The 22,460-nt window shown below is 40.0% G+C and carries 13 protein-coding genes; 12 read left to right on the forward strand and 1 reads right to left on the reverse strand.

Features of this window, described 5'->3' with window-relative positions; all coding sequences use genetic code 11:
• Window positions 1-37: 37 nt before the first annotated feature.
• From Q4575_RS15145 to Q4575_RS15185, 9 genes are all read left to right on the forward strand, one after another.
• Complete coding sequence (locus tag Q4575_RS15145; RefSeq protein WP_303523401.1) at window positions 38-2,197, forward strand: hypothetical protein; 2,160 nt, start codon at window positions 38-40, stop codon at window positions 2,195-2,197.
• Window positions 2,198-2,365: 168 nt separating this feature from the next.
• Window positions 2,366-3,079 (forward strand): SapC family protein, encoded by a 714-nt coding sequence (locus tag Q4575_RS15150; RefSeq protein WP_215964890.1) that lies wholly within the window; start codon window positions 2,366-2,368, stop codon window positions 3,077-3,079.
• A gap of 39 nt (window positions 3,080-3,118) precedes the next feature.
• A complete protein-coding gene (locus Q4575_RS15155; protein ID WP_303523402.1) occupies window positions 3,119-5,440 on the forward strand; it encodes a beta-galactosidase in 2,322 nt (773 codons plus the stop codon).
• A gap of 99 nt (window positions 5,441-5,539) precedes the next feature.
• Window positions 5,540-7,408 (forward strand): TonB-dependent siderophore receptor, encoded by a 1,869-nt coding sequence (locus Q4575_RS15160; RefSeq protein WP_303523403.1) that lies wholly within the window; start codon window positions 5,540-5,542, stop codon window positions 7,406-7,408.
• Window positions 7,409-7,447: 39 nt separating this feature from the next.
• A complete protein-coding gene (locus tag Q4575_RS15165; protein WP_215964893.1) occupies window positions 7,448-8,770 on the forward strand; it encodes a cytochrome c in 1,323 nt (440 codons plus the stop codon).
• 19 nt (window positions 8,771-8,789) lie between these two features.
• Window positions 8,790-10,256: a hypothetical protein gene (locus Q4575_RS15170; protein ID WP_303523404.1), complete on the forward strand. Its 1,467-nt coding sequence runs from the start codon at window positions 8,790-8,792 to the stop codon at window positions 10,254-10,256.
• Window positions 10,257-10,318: 62 nt separating this feature from the next.
• Window positions 10,319-11,167, forward strand: coding sequence for a ThuA domain-containing protein (locus Q4575_RS15175; protein WP_303523405.1), 849 nt, complete (start codon window positions 10,319-10,321; stop codon window positions 11,165-11,167).
• Window positions 11,168-11,198: 31 nt separating this feature from the next.
• Entirely contained in the window at window positions 11,199-13,055 is a 1,857-nt protein-coding gene (locus Q4575_RS15180; protein ID WP_303523406.1) for a DUF5060 domain-containing protein, read from the forward strand.
• Window positions 13,056-13,338: 283 nt separating this feature from the next.
• A complete protein-coding gene (locus Q4575_RS15185; RefSeq protein WP_252736557.1) occupies window positions 13,339-15,258 on the forward strand; it encodes a sulfatase-like hydrolase/transferase in 1,920 nt (639 codons plus the stop codon).
• A gap of 344 nt (window positions 15,259-15,602) precedes the next feature.
• Here Q4575_RS15185 and Q4575_RS15190 read toward each other — a convergent pair whose 3' ends face one another.
• Window positions 15,603-16,871, reverse strand: a complete 1,269-nt coding sequence (locus tag Q4575_RS15190) for an Ig-like domain-containing protein (RefSeq protein ID WP_303523407.1) — start codon at window positions 16,869-16,871, stop codon at window positions 15,603-15,605.
• Between the two features lie 242 nt (window positions 16,872-17,113).
• Here Q4575_RS15190 and Q4575_RS15195 point away from each other — a divergent pair, with 242 nt between their 5' ends.
• From Q4575_RS15195 to Q4575_RS15205, 3 genes are all read left to right on the forward strand, one after another.
• The gene (locus Q4575_RS15195) at window positions 17,114-18,916 is read left to right on the forward strand and encodes a sulfatase-like hydrolase/transferase (RefSeq protein ID WP_303523408.1); all 1,803 of its coding nucleotides are present in this window, start codon (window positions 17,114-17,116) and stop codon (window positions 18,914-18,916) included.
• A gap of 103 nt (window positions 18,917-19,019) precedes the next feature.
• A complete protein-coding gene (locus Q4575_RS15200) occupies window positions 19,020-21,371 on the forward strand; it encodes an alkaline phosphatase D family protein (RefSeq protein WP_303523409.1) in 2,352 nt (783 codons plus the stop codon).
• Window positions 21,364-22,389, forward strand: coding sequence for an SMP-30/gluconolactonase/LRE family protein (locus tag Q4575_RS15205; RefSeq protein WP_303523410.1), 1,026 nt, complete (start codon window positions 21,364-21,366; stop codon window positions 22,387-22,389). The genes Q4575_RS15200 and Q4575_RS15205 overlap by 8 nt, the downstream gene beginning before the upstream one ends.
• Window positions 22,390-22,460 lie beyond the last annotated feature (71 nt).

Below are 22,460 nucleotides of genomic sequence, written 5' to 3' on the forward strand. Positions count from 1 at the left end.
ACCGCCACTAAGCAAAAACAGAATTTGGTACAAAATAATGAAAACAATAAAAACAAATAGAGTTTTATTAGTTAGCTCAATACTGGCAGCATTAGCTGGATGTAACGTAGAAAATCCAGAATACGACCCAGAATCAATGGGTAATTCAGTCGCGCCGACACACGGTGGTGATATTGTTGTTGATATTCACGAAAAAAATGTATTCAAACAATACAATTTATTAGGTTCAATAACGGGTGAAAATACTGGTGAAAGCATTGCAAAAGACGCCGATGGTAATTATTTGTCTGTAACGGATATAGCCATTACCACATCTGGTGATAGAACCGAAGATATCGGCTCTGACGGTATTTTAATTCAAGGAAATAAAGTAGGTGTTAGAGCTTTGGATATCGCACCTAATTTAGATACTGACGAAACCCACACGGTTGTATTAACTTACAATATAACTGACGGCGTAAACAAAACACCTCGTACAGCAACTTTTAACTTTACCGGGGAAGATTTTGCTCCTGAAATTACCGGCGGGTTACTTGGTAATTTCACGCGAGACGCTGGTGCCAGTGTATTAGATGGGCTTAAAAATGTTACTGATGCTGACAATGAAATACTTACGTTAAGCAACTTAGTTGCTGACGCAGCGAACCCATATAATTTGCCTGTTACTATAAATGGCAGTAATTTAGATGTAGATATATCTGCAGTTGAAAGTAGTATTCCTGATGGCCAAAAAGTGACATTTAACTTTACTTATACAGTAAGTGATCATCGTTTTGACCTTACGCGTAATTTAACGATTAATGTACTAGGTGTACAAGATATCAGTGGCGCACCATTAGTTTTAAACTACTTTAAAACTGATAAGTTTGACGAAACCGACGGTTTAAAAGTTTACAACCTAGCGGATGAGATAGAAGAGCGTGAAGGTGATGACATCGTAATTAGTGACGTTATGTTAGACGGTTCTGCGGAATTACCATTTGGTGTTAAATTTGAAGGCACAACATTAACGTTTAACCCTAATGCATTTTATGACGATATCGCGGCTAATTCATTTAAAGACTTTGTTTTTACTTATAAAGTATCGGATTCCAATGGCAACATGTCTGACGGTACTCCAGAGTTAGCTCTGACTGTTGATGGCGTTGAGTCGAACTTATTTAAAGCGTTAGGCGCAGACGTAGGTTTTGAAAATGGTGGGACTGGATTTAGTTTGTTTAACTGTCCTGCAGGTATTGAATTTACAAACTCAATCGTTGCCAACGGTGAACATTCTATGCAGATGTTGGGTAATCCTTGTTATGTCACTATTGGCGCTCAGTATTTCCCTGATTTAGCCGCGGATCAAAAGTATTACTTTAGTTACAATGCTTATGTAGGTGCGGGTGATGCATCGCCATACATGATGATCAGTAATGACCCGAATGGTGGACATGACTTCTGGGTAGGTACTCGCCCTTGGCATCCAGCTAATGGGACTTGGCGTCCACTCATGATAAATTATGATACCAGTAGTGGATATTTAGCGACAGCCAATGCTGCCGGTGAAAAACCAAATGAAATTGGTGATCAATTACAAATGTTTATCATGAGCGCATGGATGGGTAATGACGGCATGCCAGTCTTTGATGACTTTAATATGGTCCGTTATGATAATTTAGAAGGTGTTGATTTACTCAATAATCACGAAGGTACATTTGAAGCCGCAGATTATGCTCCAACGACTTCAGGTGGTGGAACAGTTGAAGTTCAAACGGACGCAAATAATGCGGATAACAAAGTTCTATATGTGGATACAACTGGCGCCGATGCTAGCGGAGTTAAAGTAGAATTTGCAGTTCCCAATGGAGCAATTGTTTCTGGTGGTAAATATCGAGTCACTTTTGATATTCAGTATGTGAACTTTGAGGAAAATAAAGCAGCAGCAACTGATCCAAATATTAACCAGTGGGGCGGTTACACATTAGATGTAGTATTTGCTAATGGTGACAATGACTTAAACTTTACTCTAAACAATACGATATGGAATGGTGCAGGCTTTGGCCAAGTTCAAGGTATTGCGGATGAAACTACCCATTGGTTCGGCTTTGGTGCTAATACTGATTGGAACAGCGATAATGTTACCGCAACCTTTGTTTTAAAAGGGGTTGGCGCTAAATACATTATTGATAATATTAAGATTGACCGCGTACCTTAATTGTTCGTAGTTAATTAAATTTGATAATAAAAGCCGGCTTGCCGGCTTTTTTATTGGGTAAAATTAATTTAATGTAGATTGATAATTGTTAACAATTGTAAAAGGGTGTATAAAAGAATATAAATTTAATAGATGAAGTCATCTCATAAAACGTGAGTAAAGATCAAAATGCCAAAACAACAATATGAATTAGTTAATACAGAAGCGCATAAACATCTAAAAATTAACACGCAGCAAGTTAATGTAGTTGAAAACAAAGTGAATGCCTGTGTTGTCGTGGCAGGTGAACTTAGTACTTTAGTTCATGAATACCCTATATTTATTAGCAAAAGCCAGCAAACACAGCAGTATCAATTAACCGCTATTTTAGGGTTACATAGTGGTGAAAACCTCTATTTAGACGGTGAAAAATGGCGGGCGAAATTTCTGCCACTAGATATTTTACGTAAACCATTCCACGCATTTATTCCCGACCCTAGCAAGCCAGCTAAAGGTTCAATTGCAATCGATCTTAACAGCGCCATGGTCAATGAAAATGACGGGCAAAGCTTATTTGAAGACGATGGCAACGCGACGGATTACTATAAAAGAATTGAAACAACATTTGCCCAATTAATGGGTGGTAGTAAGTACAGTGCAGATTTGTTGCAGCTTGCCGCTGATTTAGAATTGTTAGAACAAGTTTCTCTCGACATTGATTTACCTAATGATCAAAAAACTAGCTTGACGGGATTATACGTATTTGATCAGGAAAAACTGACTGCACTTACCGGTGAAAAACTAGAGAAGTGTCATCAATCAGGTTTATTGCAAGTTAGTCATTTGGTTTTGAGTTCTTCCGTACATCTCCAAAAATTAATTAATTGGTTTAACGAAAAATAGCCGGTAACCAGCTTGGAATTCAGCAAGAAGAACACAAAAATGAACATTAACAAGACACCGACAAACATTTCTATAGTTGCATTTGCCCTGATCGCTATTCCTATATTATTAACTGGTTGCGGTCAAAGTAAACATCAAGACTCCGTTGAGCCAAAGCCTGCGCAAACCCTGTTTAATTTTGAGTCAGATGCAGAACTTAGACAATTAAAATTAAACAACGCTTTGGCGACACTAAGCCATATAAATCATAGTCAGGCAGCTAAGATTGAATTTTTAAGTGCTCATAACCATGAGTCAATGGTGGAATTTGTCCCTACTGAAAAATGGAATTGGTCAAAGTTTAATGCATTTGGTGTCGCGCTAGATATCAGTAACTCAGAAAACTCGTCGGTACATTTATACGTGACTGTTAAAGACTCCCATGGTTCGAGGCATAACCGTAGCTTTGTGGTACCTGCTAATTCATCAGACAAATACGTAATGGAACTTGCCGGAATTGACTTAAACATTGAAACCGGTATTCGTAGCAACCCATTTAGTTGGCAAGATAAATATAAACCAATAATTTGGCGGTATGGTTCAAAGAATATTGATTTAACGGATGTAGCCAGTATTTCTTTTAAAGTGATTGGTGTTCCAGAAAATAAAATTTTGCATTTTGATAATGTCGAATTAGTCGAACCCAAACAGATTGATCAAGATTACTTAGTTGGTTTAGTAGACAAGTACGGTCAAAGCACAAAAATTGAATTTGCCAATAAAGTTTCGACAGACGTTGAGTTAGTAAAAAAATCACAACAAGAAATTGAACGGCTTAACAAAGCTGCAAACTTCGATAGATCGAAATTTAATGGCTGGAAGTCTGGCCCCAAACTTCCTGCCACAGGTTTTTATCGAGTGGATAAATATCAGGGCAAGTGGACTCTTGTCGACCCACAAGGCTATTTATTTTATTCCAACGGAATTGCCAACGTTCGTATGGCAAACACCACGACAATTACCGGTTATGATTTCGACCCAACACACATTAAACCTCGCGACCCTGGTGATTTAACTCCAGAAGATTCAATTGGTTTAAATACGGCACCTGCGAAAGCATGGCCTACACGTAAACGAACTTCTGACCTTAGAGCAAATATGTTCACTTGGTTACCTGAGTATGATTCCACGTTAGGGCAATACTTTGGATACCGTCGTGAAGTACATAGTGGCGTAATTGAAAAGGGCGAAACCTTCAGTTTTTATCAAGCTAATTTAAGTCGAAAATATCAAATGAAAGACATGGATAAAGTCGAACGTACATGGCGCGAGACCACCATTAAACGAATGCAAAATTGGGGCTTTACCTCGTTTGGTAACTGGATTGACCCAAGTTTTTACGACATGGCGGAATATCCGTACTTTGCCAACGGATGGATAATTGGTGACTTTAAAACGGTTAGCAGTGGCAATGACTATTGGTCGCCGCTACCAGACCCATTTGATCTAAAGTTCAAAACGCGCGCCTTTATTACCGTTGAGCAGATTGCGAAAGAGGTCAAAAACTCTCCCTGGTGTGTTGGTGTGTTTATCGATAATGAAAAGAGTTGGGGACAAATGGGAAGCCACAAAAGTCAATATGGTATCCCATTGAGCGCGTTGGCACTGAATAGTAACAACAGCCCAAGTAAGGCCCATTTTAGCCGCTTGATGAAACAAAAATACAATACAATTGAAGGCTTAAATCAAAGTTGGCAAACCAATTTTGAGTCATGGTCTGAGTTTGATAGTGGCGTTGAGTTACAAACGCTAACGGATAATATTGTTGCTGACCTATCAACGATGTTGTACGAATTTGGTCGACAATATTTTGTCATTGTAAATCAGGCGATGGAACAACATATGCCAAATCACTTATATATGGGCGTGCGTTTTGCCGACTGGGGGATGACACCAGAGTTACGTCAGGCAGCCGCTGAAATCGCGGATGTCGTAAGTTATAACTATTACAAAGAAGTGATAAATGATGATTTTTGGCAATTTCTAGCTGAAGTTGATAAACCAACAATCATTGGTGAATTTCATAATGGTTCCTTAGATTCTGGCCTGCTCAATCCGGGTCTCATTCACGCAAGCGACCAAAAAGATCGAGGTAAAAAATACGCTGAATACGTCAACAGTGCGATTGATAACCCGTATTTTGTCGGCACACATTGGTTCCAATACATTGACTCGCCACTTACTGGGCGAGCACTTGACGGTGAAAATTACAACGTCGGTTTTGTCTCGGTGACCGACATTCCGTATCAACCGCTCGTAGATGCGGCGAGCGAAGTAAATCGTAATTTATACCAACGACGGTTTAACGATAAACGAAATTAACACTAAGCCAGTGACGAAAACATTAGCGTGTGTAAGTCGCTGGTGTTTTGGTCATTAAAAAAACTTGTTAATAATCAATTGTATTGAGGTAGATTGGAATTGCGTAACATAACAGCCATATTATTAGTAGTCACAAGTTGTTCTGGGTATTCTGCTCAAGCAACGGGTGCTGAAAAAGGCAAACCAAATGACATAGAAACGATAGAAGTTTTTGCTAACTTTAATCCGGTTCGGTCGAATCAAATGCCTAGCTCGACATTTGTATTAGAGAAACATCAAATCGATAAAATGCAGGGGACGTCAGCGTTAGATCTTTTGGCGCAAGTACCTGGAATTACAACAAAATCGTCTGGAATGGTGCAAGAAATTTTCCTTCGAGGGGCCGAAACCAATTTTGTCATCTTGCAAATTGATGGTGTGCAAGTCAATAACCCAATGGACAGCCGTGGTGGTAGTTTTGATTTAAATTCAGTCTCCAAAAATATCATCCAAAGAATTGAGATCATTAAAGGTGCTCAATCTTCAATTTATGGCTCCGATGCCATTGCCGGAGTGATAAATTTAATTACTTTTGAGCCATCTAATGACGTTCGCACAGTAGGCCTTCATTATTCAAAACACGGAAAAAAAATTGCGACAATCGCAGTTGGCGGCCAAAACAGCGCGCTTTCGGCAAATTACACAACCACTGATGTTCAGCCCAACGGAAACAAATTAAGGGCCGCAGAATTTAGCATTCATCATCAAGTCAACTTGCTTGATGACTCTACAACGCGTTTTAACATAAGGCACAGTCGTTATCGTCAGCAAGGTTATGCGGACCAAAGTGGTGGCGCCATGTATGCCGCAAATACAGACAAAGAAAACAAAGATGGTAAATCAATAACTGCTGCGGTGCGTCATACACAGAAGGTGAGTCCCGAATACCAATTGGGCGTTCAAGCTGAATATTATTTAGCGGAAGATAATATTACTTCACCAGGCATACAGCCTTATGACAATGCGCCACCATCGCAAAGTCAAAACGAATATGAGTACATTAAAGTGCGCTGGTTGAATCAGTTACTGTTAGGAAGTAATACACTCACCGCTGGCATAGACATTAAAAGCGAGCAAGGCAAAACCGATGGGCAGATGTTGCTGTTTGGGACTGAACTGCCAACCATTTACGATATAACAAGAGATAACTTCGCGGCTTTTATAGACAGTCATTGGAAAATTGCCCGTGCAAGTTTATTTGCCAGTTTTCGACATGACTATAGCAATGAATTTAAGAGTATAAATACTTGGAAGTTAGGCGCTGATTATAACTGGAGTCCTAATATTAGAGGGTATATAAATGTTGGCACTGCATTTAAACAACCCAGTTTATATGCACTAAGTAATAACTTAATCGGCAACATGGACCTTGAGCCAGAGGAAGCATTCAACACCGATTTAGGACTTGAATGGTTCGTTAACTCATCAAGCTTGAGTGCCTCTATTTTTAGTTATGAATATGAAAATCTAATCGATTTTGATGGGCAAACGTTCGCTTTAGTCAATCGTTCGAATATTCGCAGCGCTGGTGCAGAAGTTATTGTCGAACACGAATTGACAACACAGCTGTCGATGTCGGGTCACGTCACCTATGTTCATACTAAAACCCAAGAAGGGGCATTATTAACAGGCCGACCAGAGTGGCAGGCTGGGTTAACTATGAACTACCAATACAACAAAAATTTGTCTACCTCCATTAGTACAACCTATATCAGTGATACGACGGCAACCAGTTTGCATACAGGTACATTTTCGGTTGAACAGTTGTCAGCTTACTCTCCGTTTCATGCAGCGCTTTTTTGGCAACTCAATGACAAGCATTTATTGGATTTTTATTTAACAAATATTTTTGATGAGCAGTATCAAACTGCTGTTGGTGTGCCCGGCGAGCGTCAAACTTGGGGCGTTAAATATCAATATGTATTTTAACTTGGTATGCGTAATTAACCTTTTGGAGTGTCATATTTAATGAAGAATGGCGTTTTTAACCTAGTACTTTTGCTTTTGATCTTATCGAGTGACTTGATGGCAAACGAAGTCAATCAGCGACTCACGCAAAAAAGTTTGTCGCCGATTGAGATCAAACAAGGCCAGCAATTATTTGAGCAGGTATGTGCTTCTTGTCACAGTAAGGATCTAAGTGGTGCTTCGGGTTTTAATCTCAAAGATGCAGAATGGGTTCATGGTAATAAACCCGAGGCCATCTTACATAATGTCAAAACGGGTTTTGCTAATGCGGGCATGCCAGCGTTTGGTGCAATATTTACCGAGTCGCAATTGGAATCGATAGTCGCGTATGTCATTTCTAAGCGAGAGGGATGGGATAACTTATCTTACAAGTTGTATCAGTTGAATGGCGAACACGATAAAGAAATAACGGCCGACAAATTAGTGAAATCAGGCTCATTACCTAAAGGTTTTGCGGATTATTCGATTCCTGAAATTGAACATTATTTCATAGAGTTTGAGGGTGACTTTTACGCCCCAAAAAATATGGATTCGCAACTTTGGCTCCAATGGGGCTTCCCTCATGAATACAATGTATTTATTGATGGGTTACAAGTGCATAAAGGCGGAACGGCGTGGTTTCCAACTTGGGGTTTAAAACGAGGCAAGCAACGACTTAAGGTAACTTACCATTCTGGAACGTCAAAACCCGGTCAACGAAATTTAATTGTCTATGTTACTAACCTAGATATGACCATCAAATTGTTTGCTTTATCTAGTCGAGCAGAGCAAATCATGGCTGGAAAAAACTACGAGATAACCGCGTCGAATAAAGCCGTTGTTGAACGAAAACGAATCAATGAACTACCGCCCTATACTATTTCGGTAGGGTTACCTTCAAAAATAAATTACGCTTTTAATACTAAATCTTGCTCTATTGTCGGCCTTTGGTCGGGTGATATGTTGAATATAGGACCAAACATTGATGGTCGCGGTGACTTCCCAAGTTTACCTCTTGGTGATTTAGTTTTTAAATATCCTAAACAAATCAAATTTGAGCCTTCTCATTCTTGTAAGTATTTGGGCTATACCACCCTTAATGACGTTCCTGTTTTTAAATTTCAAATACAAAATGAAACCTATCAATTCTGGGGAGAAAGCAACAGCTCGAAGGAAATTTCTTTCTATTGGCAGTTAACGGGTCATAAAAACTTACGTTTATCACTGCCTCAGGTTGACTCTATTCAGTGGCAAGATCATAACGGTAAAACAGTAGAAAACGGTTTTGATGCAATGCCAAATAAAGAACAACAAGTATTGCTAAAAGCAGTCATAAAACAATAACTAATGGGGTTGAATTAAGATGAATAACGTATTCATAAAACAATTTTTTAGAACTGCTTTCGCTATCTCTAGTGTTTTGACAATAGGCACTGCGAATGCCGCGCAAGCACCAGAACATACTTATAAACCAGACGGCTACAAGATCATTACCGTTGAAACGCCAAAAGATGTTCGTTTTCACGCGACCGGTTTAGACAGCGACAAAGAAGGTGTCATTTGGGTGGCAACTCGATTGGGGGAAGTTTGGTATTTAAAAAATAATAGTTGGTCTAAATTTGCGGAAGGTTTGCATGAACCAACGGGGCTATTAGTGGATGAAGATGGTTCTATTCTCGTTGCACAAAAACCAGAGCTAACTCGCTTAGTTGATGCTAATGATGATGGTGTTGCTGACAGTTATATACCAGTAGCGAACCAATGGACGTTTCACGACAACTATCATGAATTTACCTTTGGTCCAGTAAAAGATAAACAAGGGAATTTATACGGCACTTTGAACCTAAGTCATAATCACCCTGATGCTTTCAGAATGGGCGCGATGGGGACGACAGGCGGGAATCGAGGTTTTGCTTTTAAAGTAGACAAGGAAGGGAAATATACGCCTTATGCTCACGGTTTACGCTCGCCTGCGGGTATAGGTGCTAGCCCTCAAGGGGAAGTGTTTTTTACGGATAATCAAGGGGATTGGGTACCAACCTCTAAAATGCATTTATTAAAACAAGATAAGTTTTATGGTCACCCCGTATCGTTAATTGAAATCGACGGATTTACTCAAGAGCGTGTAAAAGCATTACCCTTAGACACACTAAGCGCTATGAGTGAAAAGCCAGTGGTTTGGATACCTCATGTTGAAGTCGCCAACTCACCAGGCAATCCAGAGTGGAACACCACTGAAGGAAAATTTGGCCCGTTTGAAGGGCAAATATTTATAGGTGACCAAACCCAATCAAATGTATTTCGAGTCTTATTAGATGAAGTGAACGGCCAATATCAAGGAGCTGTTATTAACTTCATGAACAAATTTCAAAGTGGCAATATAAGGGCTGAGTTTGATATTCATGGTCAGTTATGGATAGGACAAACTGCACGAGGTTGGGGCGCTCAAGGTGGTAAACCATTTGGCTTGGAAAAAGTGGTATGGGACGGAACAAATCCATTTGAATTGCTGGACATCAAACTCACGAAAAAGGGCTTTAAACTAACCTATACTGAAGCGCTAAACCCTGAGTCTGTAACCGCTAAAAGTCTCAGTGCCCAATCTTGGCATTACCATTATTCTAGTAACTATGGTTCCCCTAAGGTGGATTTAACCTCTTTAACCATTAATAAGGTTACCTTGTCTGAAGACCACAAAACAATCTATGTTCAGATGCCTTTGGCAAGCGATAAAGTTATACAAATTGATTTTCCCGGTTTAAGAGACGTCAAAGGACGGTCTGTGAGTGTGGAAAAAGTGTATTACACCCTGAATCAGCTACGTAAGTAAAAGCCGTGATGAAACTAAAATTAATGCCTTTAGTGCTATGTTATTTTTTGCTTAGTTGCTCGGTGATTAATAAAGCTGAACCTAAGCTAAAGGTACTGATTATTGATGGCCAAAATAACCATGCTATCTGGCCAAAAACAACCCAGATGATGAAAGTGTACTTGGAGAGCATTGGGCAATTCGAGGTTGATATTTATCGCACCCAATTCACTTGGATGGGAAAAGACTTAATAACCCAATTTCCAGCTCAAGATGGCAGAACACATCAAGCTTCTAAACAACCTAAACATGATCCTACATTCAGTCCAACGTTTTTAAACTATGATGTTGTGATTTCCAATTTTGGTTGGCAAGCAGCGCCTTGGCCAGAATCAACACAATTAGCGTTTGAGCAATATATGAAAAATGGCGGTGGTTTTGTCACTGTTCACGCGGCCAACAATTCGTTTCCTCAATGGGTTGAATATAACAAAATGATTGGGTTAGGTGGTTGGGGTGGTCGTACTGAGAAAGATGGCCCTTACCTCTATTTCGACGACGCTGGCGAATTACGAAGGGATATGACACCGGGTAATGGCGGAGGTCATGGGCATCAACATGAGTTTGATATTCAAGTGAGAAACAAAAACCACCCAATTATGCAAGATTTACCAACGAGTTGGCGTCACAGTAAAGACGAGTTATATAACCGGTTGCGAGGTCCTGCGGAAAATTTAACCATATTAGCCACGGCTTACGACGATAAAAAATTTAATGGTTTTGGACGGAATGAACCCGTCTTTATGACCATTAAATACCATAAGGGCCGAGTATTTCATACGACCCTTGGACATGATTCGACGGCATTCCAAGACACTACCTTTATGTCGATTCTGGCAAAAGGCACTCGCTGGGCAGCGGGTTTAGAGTAAAGCTTGAATAACTAAGTTAAAGGCGTTTTCTATGTTTCGCAACATGACACTATCGATGAGTTTGTATGGTTTATTAGCGTTATTTTCTTTTTGTTCCATCGCTCAAGTCCCAGTTTCAGTTCAAGGTGAGCTGAAAAAATGGCACAAGATCACTCTTGAATTTGCTGGGCCAAATGTATCGGAACAGGATAACTACAATCCGTTTATTAACTATAAATTGAACGTATTGTTTACCCATTCAAAGACCAAAGCTACTTACCTCGTTCCCGGGTATTTTGCCGCAGATGGGAATGCGGAAAATACCAGTGCTGATTCAGGCAATAAGTGGCGTGTGCACTTCAGTCCAGATGAAATAGGGCTATGGAATTGGAAGGCGAGCTTTATTAAAGGTAATTATGTTGCCGTTGCGAAAACCAATAAAACAGGATTGAGTGCTGGTTTTATGGATGGGCAATCTGGCTCATTTGAAGTAAATGCCACGGACAAACGAGGTCCAGATTTTAGAGCATACGGCCGTCTTCAATATGTTAATAAGCCCTATTTAAGGTTTGCGGATCAAGGTGGATATTTTATAAAAGCAGGACCGGACTCTCCTGAAAATTTGCTGTCGTACGCTGATTTTGATGGCGGATTTAAAAACGATGGGTTTAAAGATAATTTAGTCAAAACCTGGCAACCTCATGTTCGAGACTGGCAAAAGGGGGACCCTACGTTCAAATCTGAAAAAGGCAAAGGGCTGATCGGCGCACTGAATTATATTGCCAGCAAAGGCATGAACTCGATTTCATTCTTAACGCTTAATATTGTTGGCGACGATCAAAATGTATTTCCTTATGTCGATAATAAAGATTTTTTACGCTTTGATGTGTCGAAATTGGCGCAGTGGGAAATGGTGTTTGAACATGCTCAATCGTTAGGTCTGTTTTTACACTTTAAGACACAAGAAGTGGAAAATCAGGGTCTATTAGACAATGGTGGATTGGGACTTGAACGCAAGCTTTATTACCGCGAACTAATAGCACGCTTTGGACATCACTTAGCGCTTAACTGGAATTTAGGGGAAGAAAATGGTGAATGGCATCCTAATCCGCCAACACCACCACAAACCACCATCCAGCGGTTGGCAATGGCTGAGTACTTTAAACAAACCGATCCGTATCAACACCACAGAGTCATACACAATGGTCAATACTTTCATGATATAGCAGCCAACAACAGCCAATATACAGGCGCTTCAGTGCAAACTTCCTCACCCGATTTTTCACAAATTCATGGTGCGGTTAAACGTCTCAGAGATTGGCCTGTTAATAATGGCCGACCATTGGCTATCGCAGTAGATGAGCCCGGCGACGCTGAATACGCTTTGCGTTCTGATGCACTAAACCCTGAACATTTTGATGCGCGTTCAAATGGTTTATGGGGCGCATTAACCGCAGGCGCGTGGGGCACTGAATGGTACTTTGGTTATAAAAATAAACACTCGGATTTAACCGCGCAAGATTGGCGAACCAGAGATAACTTTTGGTCGCAAGCCAAACACGCTATCGACTTTTTTAACATCACCAATTTAGATTTACCTAATGCCGTCAACAAAGATGATTGGGCTACAAACGCTTGGGTGTTAGCCAAAGATAATGAATTTTATGTTGTTTACACCAAAGATGCTTCAGCAGGTGTTTCGCTTAAATTACCCGGGGAGCCTGCGAATTATAGTGTGTCATGGTATGACCCAAGAAACGGTGGTGAATTACAACAAGGCTCAGTAACTCAATTGTTACAAAACGAGCCATTTAAACACTTTTGGGTTCGACATCAAAAAGATTTAGGCGCTGCACCAAACAATCCAGATAAAGACTGGGTGATTTTGGTTCGTAAAATCCAGCAGTAATGTAAGTCAATAGGGCAATCAGGTTGTGCATGAGGATACTTACAATCCTATTACCACTATTTTGAGAAATAAAACGCAAAACATTTTTTGGGAGATCAAAGAATTGAAGTGGATTGGAATAAACAAAACGATACGTACAAAAGTAATTTTGCCAAAGGTGCTCATGATCGTTCCTTAAAAGAGCTTAATAATTACTCCGATATAGCGTGTGAACATTAAAGTTTTTTGTATTCGCAAACTAAGAGTTAAAACAAAAATTAGAACATTAACCTGAGTATATTTTATGAAACGAAAAAGTTACAAAATCACCTCTTCAATGATATTTATTTTGCTTACTGCCGTAATGACTGGCTGCAATAGCTCACAGACTGCAACGAACAGTCAAACAGCAATCCAAAAAGAAAAAGAGCAACCCAATATATTGTGGATCATTACAGACGATCAACGACCAGACTCGGTCAGTGCATACAATCGCGTAATGTACGGTACCAACGAGAGCCCGTTAGGGTATGTAGAGTCTCCAAACATTGATAAGTTGGCTGCAGAGGGCACGCTATTTGTTAATGCATTCACGAACTCGCCGGTGTGCGGGCCTTCAAGGGGCTCGATGTTGACAGGTCGTTATCCTTTTAGAAATGGTCATTATGCATTTGAATTGACTCATCAGAACCCTGACTTTGTAAAACCTACGGTGTCACAAACCATTCGTGACAATGGTTATCAAACCTCTGTTTTTGGCAAAGAAGACTCTTATATTTTTAAGTGGGGACCCGGTCAAGGTTTTCATGATGCAGGTTTGTTCGACTATAAAGTGCATTTTAAACATCACTTACAGGCAAATAACAAAGGCGATATCTTCGGCGAAGCGTCGTACGGCGAAGTTGATGGTTCCCCAGTAATGAACGGTTATGCTGAGAACGTTGTTTATGCAGACGGTCGTACTCGTGAGTATTTTCTTAAAAGAAAAGGTGGTGAGCTTACTGAACGAGATTTAGCTGAAAGAGAAGTGACCAACCAAGAATTTGATATTTTACGTGCGTATACGCGCACCAATACATCGCTAATTTTAGCAGGGGAAAATCCACAACCTGCAGATAAAACGGTTGACGCTTATATTGTTAAAGAGTTTGTAAACTACTTAGATAATGCAAATAAAGCATTTAAAACCAGTTGGGGCAGTGACGCCAAAGGCGCGAATTCAAATAAACCGCAATATATGCAATTGGGATTTCATCTGCCACACACGCCGGTTTTACCGCCTAAATCCATTCGAGATAGATTTAAAACTAAGTCCTACAACATACCTGACTATTCAGCCGCAGAAACTGATAAGTTGCCAGAGCAACTGCAGGCGATTCAACAAGCCGGTGACATATCGGGCATGACTTATGAAGAGAAGCAAAAAGTAATTCAAGACTATTATGCCTTTTGTGCTCACGGCGACGACCTAATTGGTAAAGCCGTTGAAGCATTTAAAGAATACAGTAAAAACAGTGGCCGAGAGTACGTCATCATCTACACTATAGGAGACCACGGCTGGCATTTGGGTGAGCAAGGCATCGAAGCCAAGTTTGGTCCATGGGCGCAATCAACCGCGAATGCTGCGATCCTTGTATCGTCAGACAAGTCCCTTATCCCAGCGGGTAAAGTGTATAAAGACTTAGTGGAGTTTGTTGATTTCGCTCCAACGGTATTAAGTGCCGCAGGCGTTGATACCAGCACAGAACAGTTCGATTATTTAGACGGCTATAACTTGTTTGATGTATACAGTGGCAAGCTACCAAAACGCGATTATGTATTGGGTGAAATAAGTGTAATTTCGGGACCAAGAGCTTATCTGCACTCTGAACGTTTTCGATTCTCAATGCGAACACGACCATTTAATAATTGGGCAACAGAAGAGCAATTAGGTAAAGAGTTAGATTGGGCGCTAACGACAACGGCAGAGAAAGCTGAAATGACGCTATACGACTTGGACAACGACCCGTTAGAGCAAAACAACCTTGCTTATCAAAACGATTATGTTCAACTCGCGGGCTGGTTCAGGAATAAACTAGGTAATATCGTGCTGGGTGATGGACGTGTTGAAGCCGATTGGCGCAAAGCCAACGCTTACCACATCAGTAATTTTGCTAAAGGTGCGGATGATAAGGTGCTCGATATACCACAAGAGCTCATTCCTTCAATTGCCGGTAGGAAATAATATTTATTTAATGGGTAATGATTTAGTTGAAAGGGTTGCCGTTAGGAGTTGGTTAGTCGTTGGGTTAATAACGAGATAACTGGCTGAACAGCGGTACCTGACTTATTGTCAACACAGTGACGTTACAAGCCAAATATTTACCCATTGATACATTAAGCTTTTGAACATAGTAAGCGAAAACCTAAGCACAAAGTAGTTATCGGCCACTGGAACACTACTACGTCAGTTTTACACGGAAATTAATGCCGAAGTTGATCAGCGAATGGAAAGGAAGACAAGCTCAGAATTTTAATTCTGAGCTTTTTTATTTGCTCGTTAGTTATCTCATTTACTAAATTATTGTGTTATTGATCTTCTAACTTCCAAGTTCTCACCCAATCAATATAAGCCGTATTTACGTCATTGTTTGAGAGTTCAGACTTTTTAGGAAGACCGCCCACCCAACTCGCTTCACTAGTCCAAAGATCAAATATTATTTCTAAATCTCTGGTAAATTCACGATCGTACGTTTTGCCATCTAAATGCTCACCGACTTTGACTTTTCCTGCTGGTTCGCCATTTAAATAAAACTGCAGGTTGTTGGCATCTTGCCACCACACACCATAAATATGGTAATCCTCATTCCAACCCACATTTTTTAGCGGATTGACATCCGACAGACCCGAACGCAAAAAGTTACCATGTTCACGAACGGTTTGAGGGTCTTTGTTTGAATCTGCTTGGAAATACTGAGAGTTCATTTGATTAGGGTATTCAGGTTTACATCCACATGAAGGGTTTGAGTTATTTTCTATAATGTCGATTTCATCTCTGTTGTTGCTGTCTCCATTGTTTAACCAATATGTTGTATAGGCTGACAGATGGGAGGTTTTTATTCTCGCCTCGGTATACATAGGGTATTTAGTTTCGGCTTTACTGTGAACTCGAGCAGTTTGGAACCAACGCCCTTCAGGATTGCTTTCATTTAATGTTGCTTTAAGCCATAACTTGCCGTCGGTAACACCTGAGTTTTCGTCTGTTGTGGACATAAAAACCGGGACGCCATAGTTCCACGACGATTTGAACCATTTCGAATTATCCCAAGATTCAAATTCGTCTGACATAGATTCGAGTTTAACCCAAGACTTTCCTGTTGGCGTGGTATCTGAAATAGATACAAAAGACGGTAAGCTAGGGTCCATGTTGTTAAATAGCTCTGCGGTCAGCTGGGTTTCTATTTCGTTTACTGTAATTGATACAGTCGCTGTTACTTCGTCCCCATCAGCATCGGTCAGCGCATAAGTGAATGAGTCGTTACCTGTGAAATTTTCATAGGGAATATATTGAAATACGCCATCAGAAATTTCAGTTACATCACCGTAAACGGGATAATGAGTAATACTGTAATCATCTCCGTCGCTACCGTTAGCACCAATATCGTCGTTATTTGATACGGCAATTTGGTTTGCCGAGCCTGTTTGACTATTTGCATCGACGGTTAACAAATCATTTTGTGCGCTCGGTACCGTATTTACAGACGTGTTTTCATCATTATTTGAGCTACAGCCTAACATCAGAGATGCGCTTAACATAGACATGATAAATGGAGATTTTTTAAGGTTTAGTGTGTTCATATTTTTATTAGCTTCAGTTGATATAGAGGTACTAAAGTTATCAGAATATTTAACAAAAATACAATTTGTTAACAATTTACTATAAACAAAGTTGTTGATACTTGGAATAAACTTAAATTTGTTATTACAAATGCCTAAGGCGTTCGTCGTCTACAAATGTTTGCATTGTTAACAAAAAACAGTTGACTAAGTTGTGTATTTTTATATTGTTATATTCTTTATATAAATAATGAAATGCATAAATGTTTGAATCGATTCGCCGAGCTTTATTGTCACTAACATCATTGAGTTTGTTGGCGTGTAATAGCACAGAAACAAACACAAGGGACATATCGTTAGGTCCTTTTGAAAAGGTTTCTAAACCAAATGTGGTGTTAATTTTGATCGATGATCTCAATCACTATGGCATAACAGCCTATGGCGCAAATCGGTTACATTCCTATGATGGTGAATTCAAACATAAAGTATTTTCAACCCCGAGTATTGATAGCTTAGCCCAGAAGGGAGTGTTGGTAGAGAGGGCTTACGCGCATCCAATTTGCGAAAATACACGGATTTCGTTAATGAGCGGCAAAAGAAATAACCGGAATTATTTAAGACCTAAATCACAACATCATTCTGATTTAACTTTTGGCGATGCTTTTAAAAAAGCAGGTTATAAAACAGGACTTTTTGGTAAGTGGAAACAATCTCGAGGCACTGAAGAGATCGCCGGTCAAAGTTATTTATCTGAGTTTGGCTGGGATACATATACTGCGTTTGATGTTATTGAAGAAGGTCAACGTTTTATAAACCCGAGTCTAGTGGTCAATGGCGAAGTAGTAAATTATAAAGGTAGGCAAGACGTCGATCCAGAAACAGGGAGACGTTGGTATGGTCCGGATATAGTTAATCGCCATGCACTTCGTTTTATTGAAGAAAATAAACATCAGCCGTTTTTTTTGTATTACCCAATGTTACTTGTTCACGATGATCATAAACCAACGCCTGATACTCGCCCTAAATCCATTTTTGACAATTTTCCAGAAGTTGCAACCTATAACAATACTCTTGGAGATGATCGTCAATATTTTCCTGACATGATCACCTATATGGACAAGTTAGTGGGAAAGGTCGTAAACAAGTTAGAAGAGCAAGGTTTAATAGAAAATACTTTAATCGTTGTGATGGGAGATAACGGTACTAAGTCAACTTTTGGTCATGTTTTGCCAGACGGAACCATCTATCCTGGTGGCAAAGGACGTACAGCTGAAAATGGTATTAGAGTGCCGTTGATATTGAGTCAACCAAGTGTAATACCTTCTGGTCAAGGTTCCTCAATAAGACGTTATTCAGGCATTGTTAACATAACTGATATTTATCCAACGGTTGCTGAGAGCGCTGGTGTACCTATGCCTAATGCTGATCAAGTAGATGGAGTAAGTTTTTGGCAGCAGGCTGTAGGGAAAAACAATTTAGAACACCGAGACTATATTTATCGTTGGTATATTGGTAACAATCGATTTCCAACTGATGATTTATTGAGATTCGTTTTTAACAAAGACTATAAATTGTATGCCCCCGACAAAGATTTTCCAAAAGGGCGTTTTTTTGATTTAACAAATGATCCATTAGAGTTACATGGCGAATTTTATATCAATCGTAAGTGGGGTATTCGCAGGTATAGCGGACTCAGTTTTGACTCCTTGACGGAAACGCAACATTTAGCTTACCAAGAATTAAAGAACAAATTAGAAAAGCATAAAGAGCAACGTGTCACATCGCTTGCCATTATCGCCGATAAAAGGCAGCTAACCGTAGGTGAACGTTTAACATTTGACGTTGAGGTTTTACCTAATTCAGCGCAACGACAAGGTGTTATATGGCATTCAACGGATCCAACAATTGCGACGGTTGATAAATTTGGCGTAGTTACCGCTTTACGGGTTGGGGAAGTCGAAATACAGGTGTATTCATGGGATGACGCAAAGCCATTGGCTGCTAATGAGGCACCGAGTTATTTACGAGAAGGTCTATCGGATATGGTTAAAATAGAAATAAAGTGAATACGAGTGACTCCTGAAGGAATTTGAAGTGCTGAAAAGATAATAAATTGGAATGATTTAGAGTTAATCAAACTCTCTATCTCAATCATATACAGGTAAAAAAATGAATAATAAAATATCTCGACGTGATGCGTTAAAAGTTTTTGCGGCTGGTTTAGCAGCAACAGGCGTAGCGTGTTCAACAAAAACCACAAATATGATCAGCAAACCTGTGTTACAGAACACAATTAAAGACAGTTGGAGTAATACCCACAACAGAGTTTGGTTAGGTGGTGAATATTGGGCCAATCCAATGGAAGATTGGCGAATAAACAATGGTGCTGCAGAGTGCGTTACAACGGGTGGTCAACGGAGCGTGCACTCATTACAACATCAGTTGGTTGATACCACTAAAGCATTCAGAACGTCTGTACGTGTAAAGTTAGCAGAACAAGGCATCAAAGATGGTGGCGCGTCTATCCGATTTGGCATTCGCAGCGAAATAAATGAATATCGTAGTAACTGTTTTGTACAACAAGGTTTAGACGTAGGGATAATTGCTAATCAAATAGCGCTAGGAGATAAACGTAAACCGCTATCCAGACCTAATGTTAATGAAGAATTAGAAATTATAATTTCTGGCGCCCCACAAGCTCAGTTGGTTGCCCTTGACGTTGAAATTAAATCGGCGACCAGTGGTGAATCCCTTGGTCGTATGGCGTCTTTAGTCGGCACGGAAGAGTTATTAGGAAACCTTGCTGTCGTGAGTAATTTTGAAATACCTTCTTTTGAAAGTGGGCCACAACAGTCCCGTAGTGATGGTGGCCGTTATCAATTTAAAAATTGGCAAATCGAAGGTGAAGCTTTTAGTCATAACGTAGAGCAAAAATTTGGACCTATCCTTTGGACTATGTACACCTTAAACAACAGTCGCAGCGCTGAAGGTTTTGTTATGAACCTGAGTGTGCTCACAGGTCCGCTAGGCAAGAAAGACTCTAAACAAGTAATATTACAAACTTTCCAAAATGGTGATTGGCAGGTCATCAGTAAAGCTGAACTGGATACCGATGCTTGGGTTGCTTCCTTTAGAATCGTTAACTGGGATGAAAAACAAGCAACTCCTTACCGTGTTGTTTATGGCGAAGGACAAGTAGACGGGACAACAAAACTAGACGTTTATGAAGGAATGATTAGGGCAAATCCTTCTGGGCGAAAAATGCGTATGGCTGCGCTGACATGTCAAAATGATTATGCATTTCCATATGAGCCTGTTGCTAATAATGTAGTAAAAATGGACCCTGATTTAGTGCTGTTCTCTGGTGATCAACTTTATGAAAATCACGGTGGCTTTGGCATGATCCGTGTGCCAGCTAAAATGGCGATTTTAAATTACCTTCGTAAGTATTATCAATTTGGATGGGCCTTCAGAGATGCCATGAGAAATGCCCCGACAATTTGCTTGCCGGACGACCATGATGTGTTGCAAGGTAATTTGTGGGGAGAAGGGGGCAGCCCAATGCCATTTTCTGCTCATGAAGAAAACAGAGTAGACAAAACCGGAGGGTATATTGAGCCAATTAGAATGTTGAATGTCGTACATCGCACTCATACAGCCCATCATATGAAACCGGCTGATCCTACACCATCAAAAAATAATTTGAGTGTGTATTATGGCGAATTAATTTATGGCGATGTTAGCTTTGCAATTGTCGCCGATAGGCAATGGAAAAGTGGTCCAGAACGATTAGACATTTTAGTTGGCACCTCAGGCAATGAAGAAGATCCTAATTTTATAAATCCCAAATGGGATTCTCCAGATTTACATTTGTTGGGAGAACGTCAAGAACAGTTTTTAAAAGTATGGAGCCGTGATTGGCGAGAACATAAGCTGAAAGCTCTGATATCTCAAACTATTTTCGCAAGTTTAGCCACACATCAAATGACCCCTAAACATTATTTAAAATATGACTTCGACGCTAATGGTTGGCCAGCATCAGGTCGCAATCGAGCTGTAGAAGCAATAAAAGGGTCTAAAGCCTTACATATTTGCGGAGACACGCACTTACCAAGTGTTTCTCAGTATGGGTTAGAAAAACATCGTGATAGTAACTGGGCGTTCTGCACTCCTGCGATTGCGGTTGGTTGGCAACGTTGGTGGCGACCTGATGATGTAGGTTTGAAGTATACTCATCGTCCTGAACACGGTATGGCGAATACCGGTGAATATTTAGATAGCTTTGGCAATAAAAATTATATTTATGCCATAGGCAATCCAGAAGTTAGTCGCTCAAAAAATAGATATGTAATGGCACATGAGAAAAGTAGTGGTTTTGGTTTTGTTACTTTCGATAAGGAAGAGAAAACCTACACTATGGAAGCATATAAATTCATGGTGGATATCACAGATGGGAAATCGAGCAATCAATTTGATGGTTGGCCTTTAACAATCAAGCAATCGGAAAATCAGAGTGTTTGATTTTACAGATGATAAAAAGATAACAAAGATTAAGAAACCATTGAAGTATCTGATTTTGAGTTTATTTTTTTGCAATACAATTAATGCTCAAGCCTCAGAACTGCCCCCTGTGTTGATGAAACAGGGGGCTTATACGCTCTACGATAAACAAGCGCTTGATTTACTTGATCTTGGTGCAAAATTAGAAGTGTTAGCATCAGGTTTTGAATGGACTGAAGGGCCAGTTTGGGATGATAAAAATAAACGTTTATTATTTGTCGATATTCCCAATAATAAAATTCATTCGTATAGTGAATTACAAGGTGTTACTGACTTTTTATACCCAAGTGGCCGAGCAAATGGTTTGTTAATTGATGCAGAGGGCACATTAGTGATGATGTCCACAGCGACTAGAACGGTTGCGAAGTTGAAAATGACTGAGCGTGTGAAAGCATCAAGCGTCCAGCATATTGTCAGCCACTATAAGGGAAAGCGACTCAATAGCCCGAACGATGTCGCTTTGCATCACTCTGGGGTCTTGTTTTTCACAGATCCACCTTATGGATTACCAAAACGTATGGACGATCCTAATAAAGAGCTCGACTTTCAAGGGGTTTATCGTTTGTCAGTGGACAATAAATTATCTCTAATAGATGACGAACTTACATTTCCAAACGGTATTGCAATATCACCAAGTCAGGACAAGCTTTATGTTGCGGTATCTGACGACGCTGAGCCTGCTTGGTATCAATACCTGTTAGATGCACAAGGTAATGTCATTGATAAATCTTTGTTATTTAAACCCAAATTTTTAGGCATTGAACATGGCACAACGGATGGTCTTAAAGTACATAGTACTGGAACTGTTTTCGCGACAGGTCCTGGTGGGGTTTGGATATTTTCTTCTGACAAGCGATTGCTAGCACAAATAGCCATGCCTGGCTTTACTGCAAACTTGGCATTTAATGATGATGAATCTCTTATATATTTAACAGCCCATAAAGAATTAAGACGGTTGAAATTGAGACACGCCGATTAGTTTATTGTTACTGGATAGATTACTAAATACAATTTTAAGAAAAGGAGGCCTGAACATTAAGTTCAGGCCTA

The organism is Psychrosphaera sp. 1_MG-2023 (assembly GCF_030548245.1).
GTDB lineage: Bacteria > Pseudomonadota > Gammaproteobacteria > Enterobacterales > Alteromonadaceae > Psychrosphaera > Psychrosphaera algicola.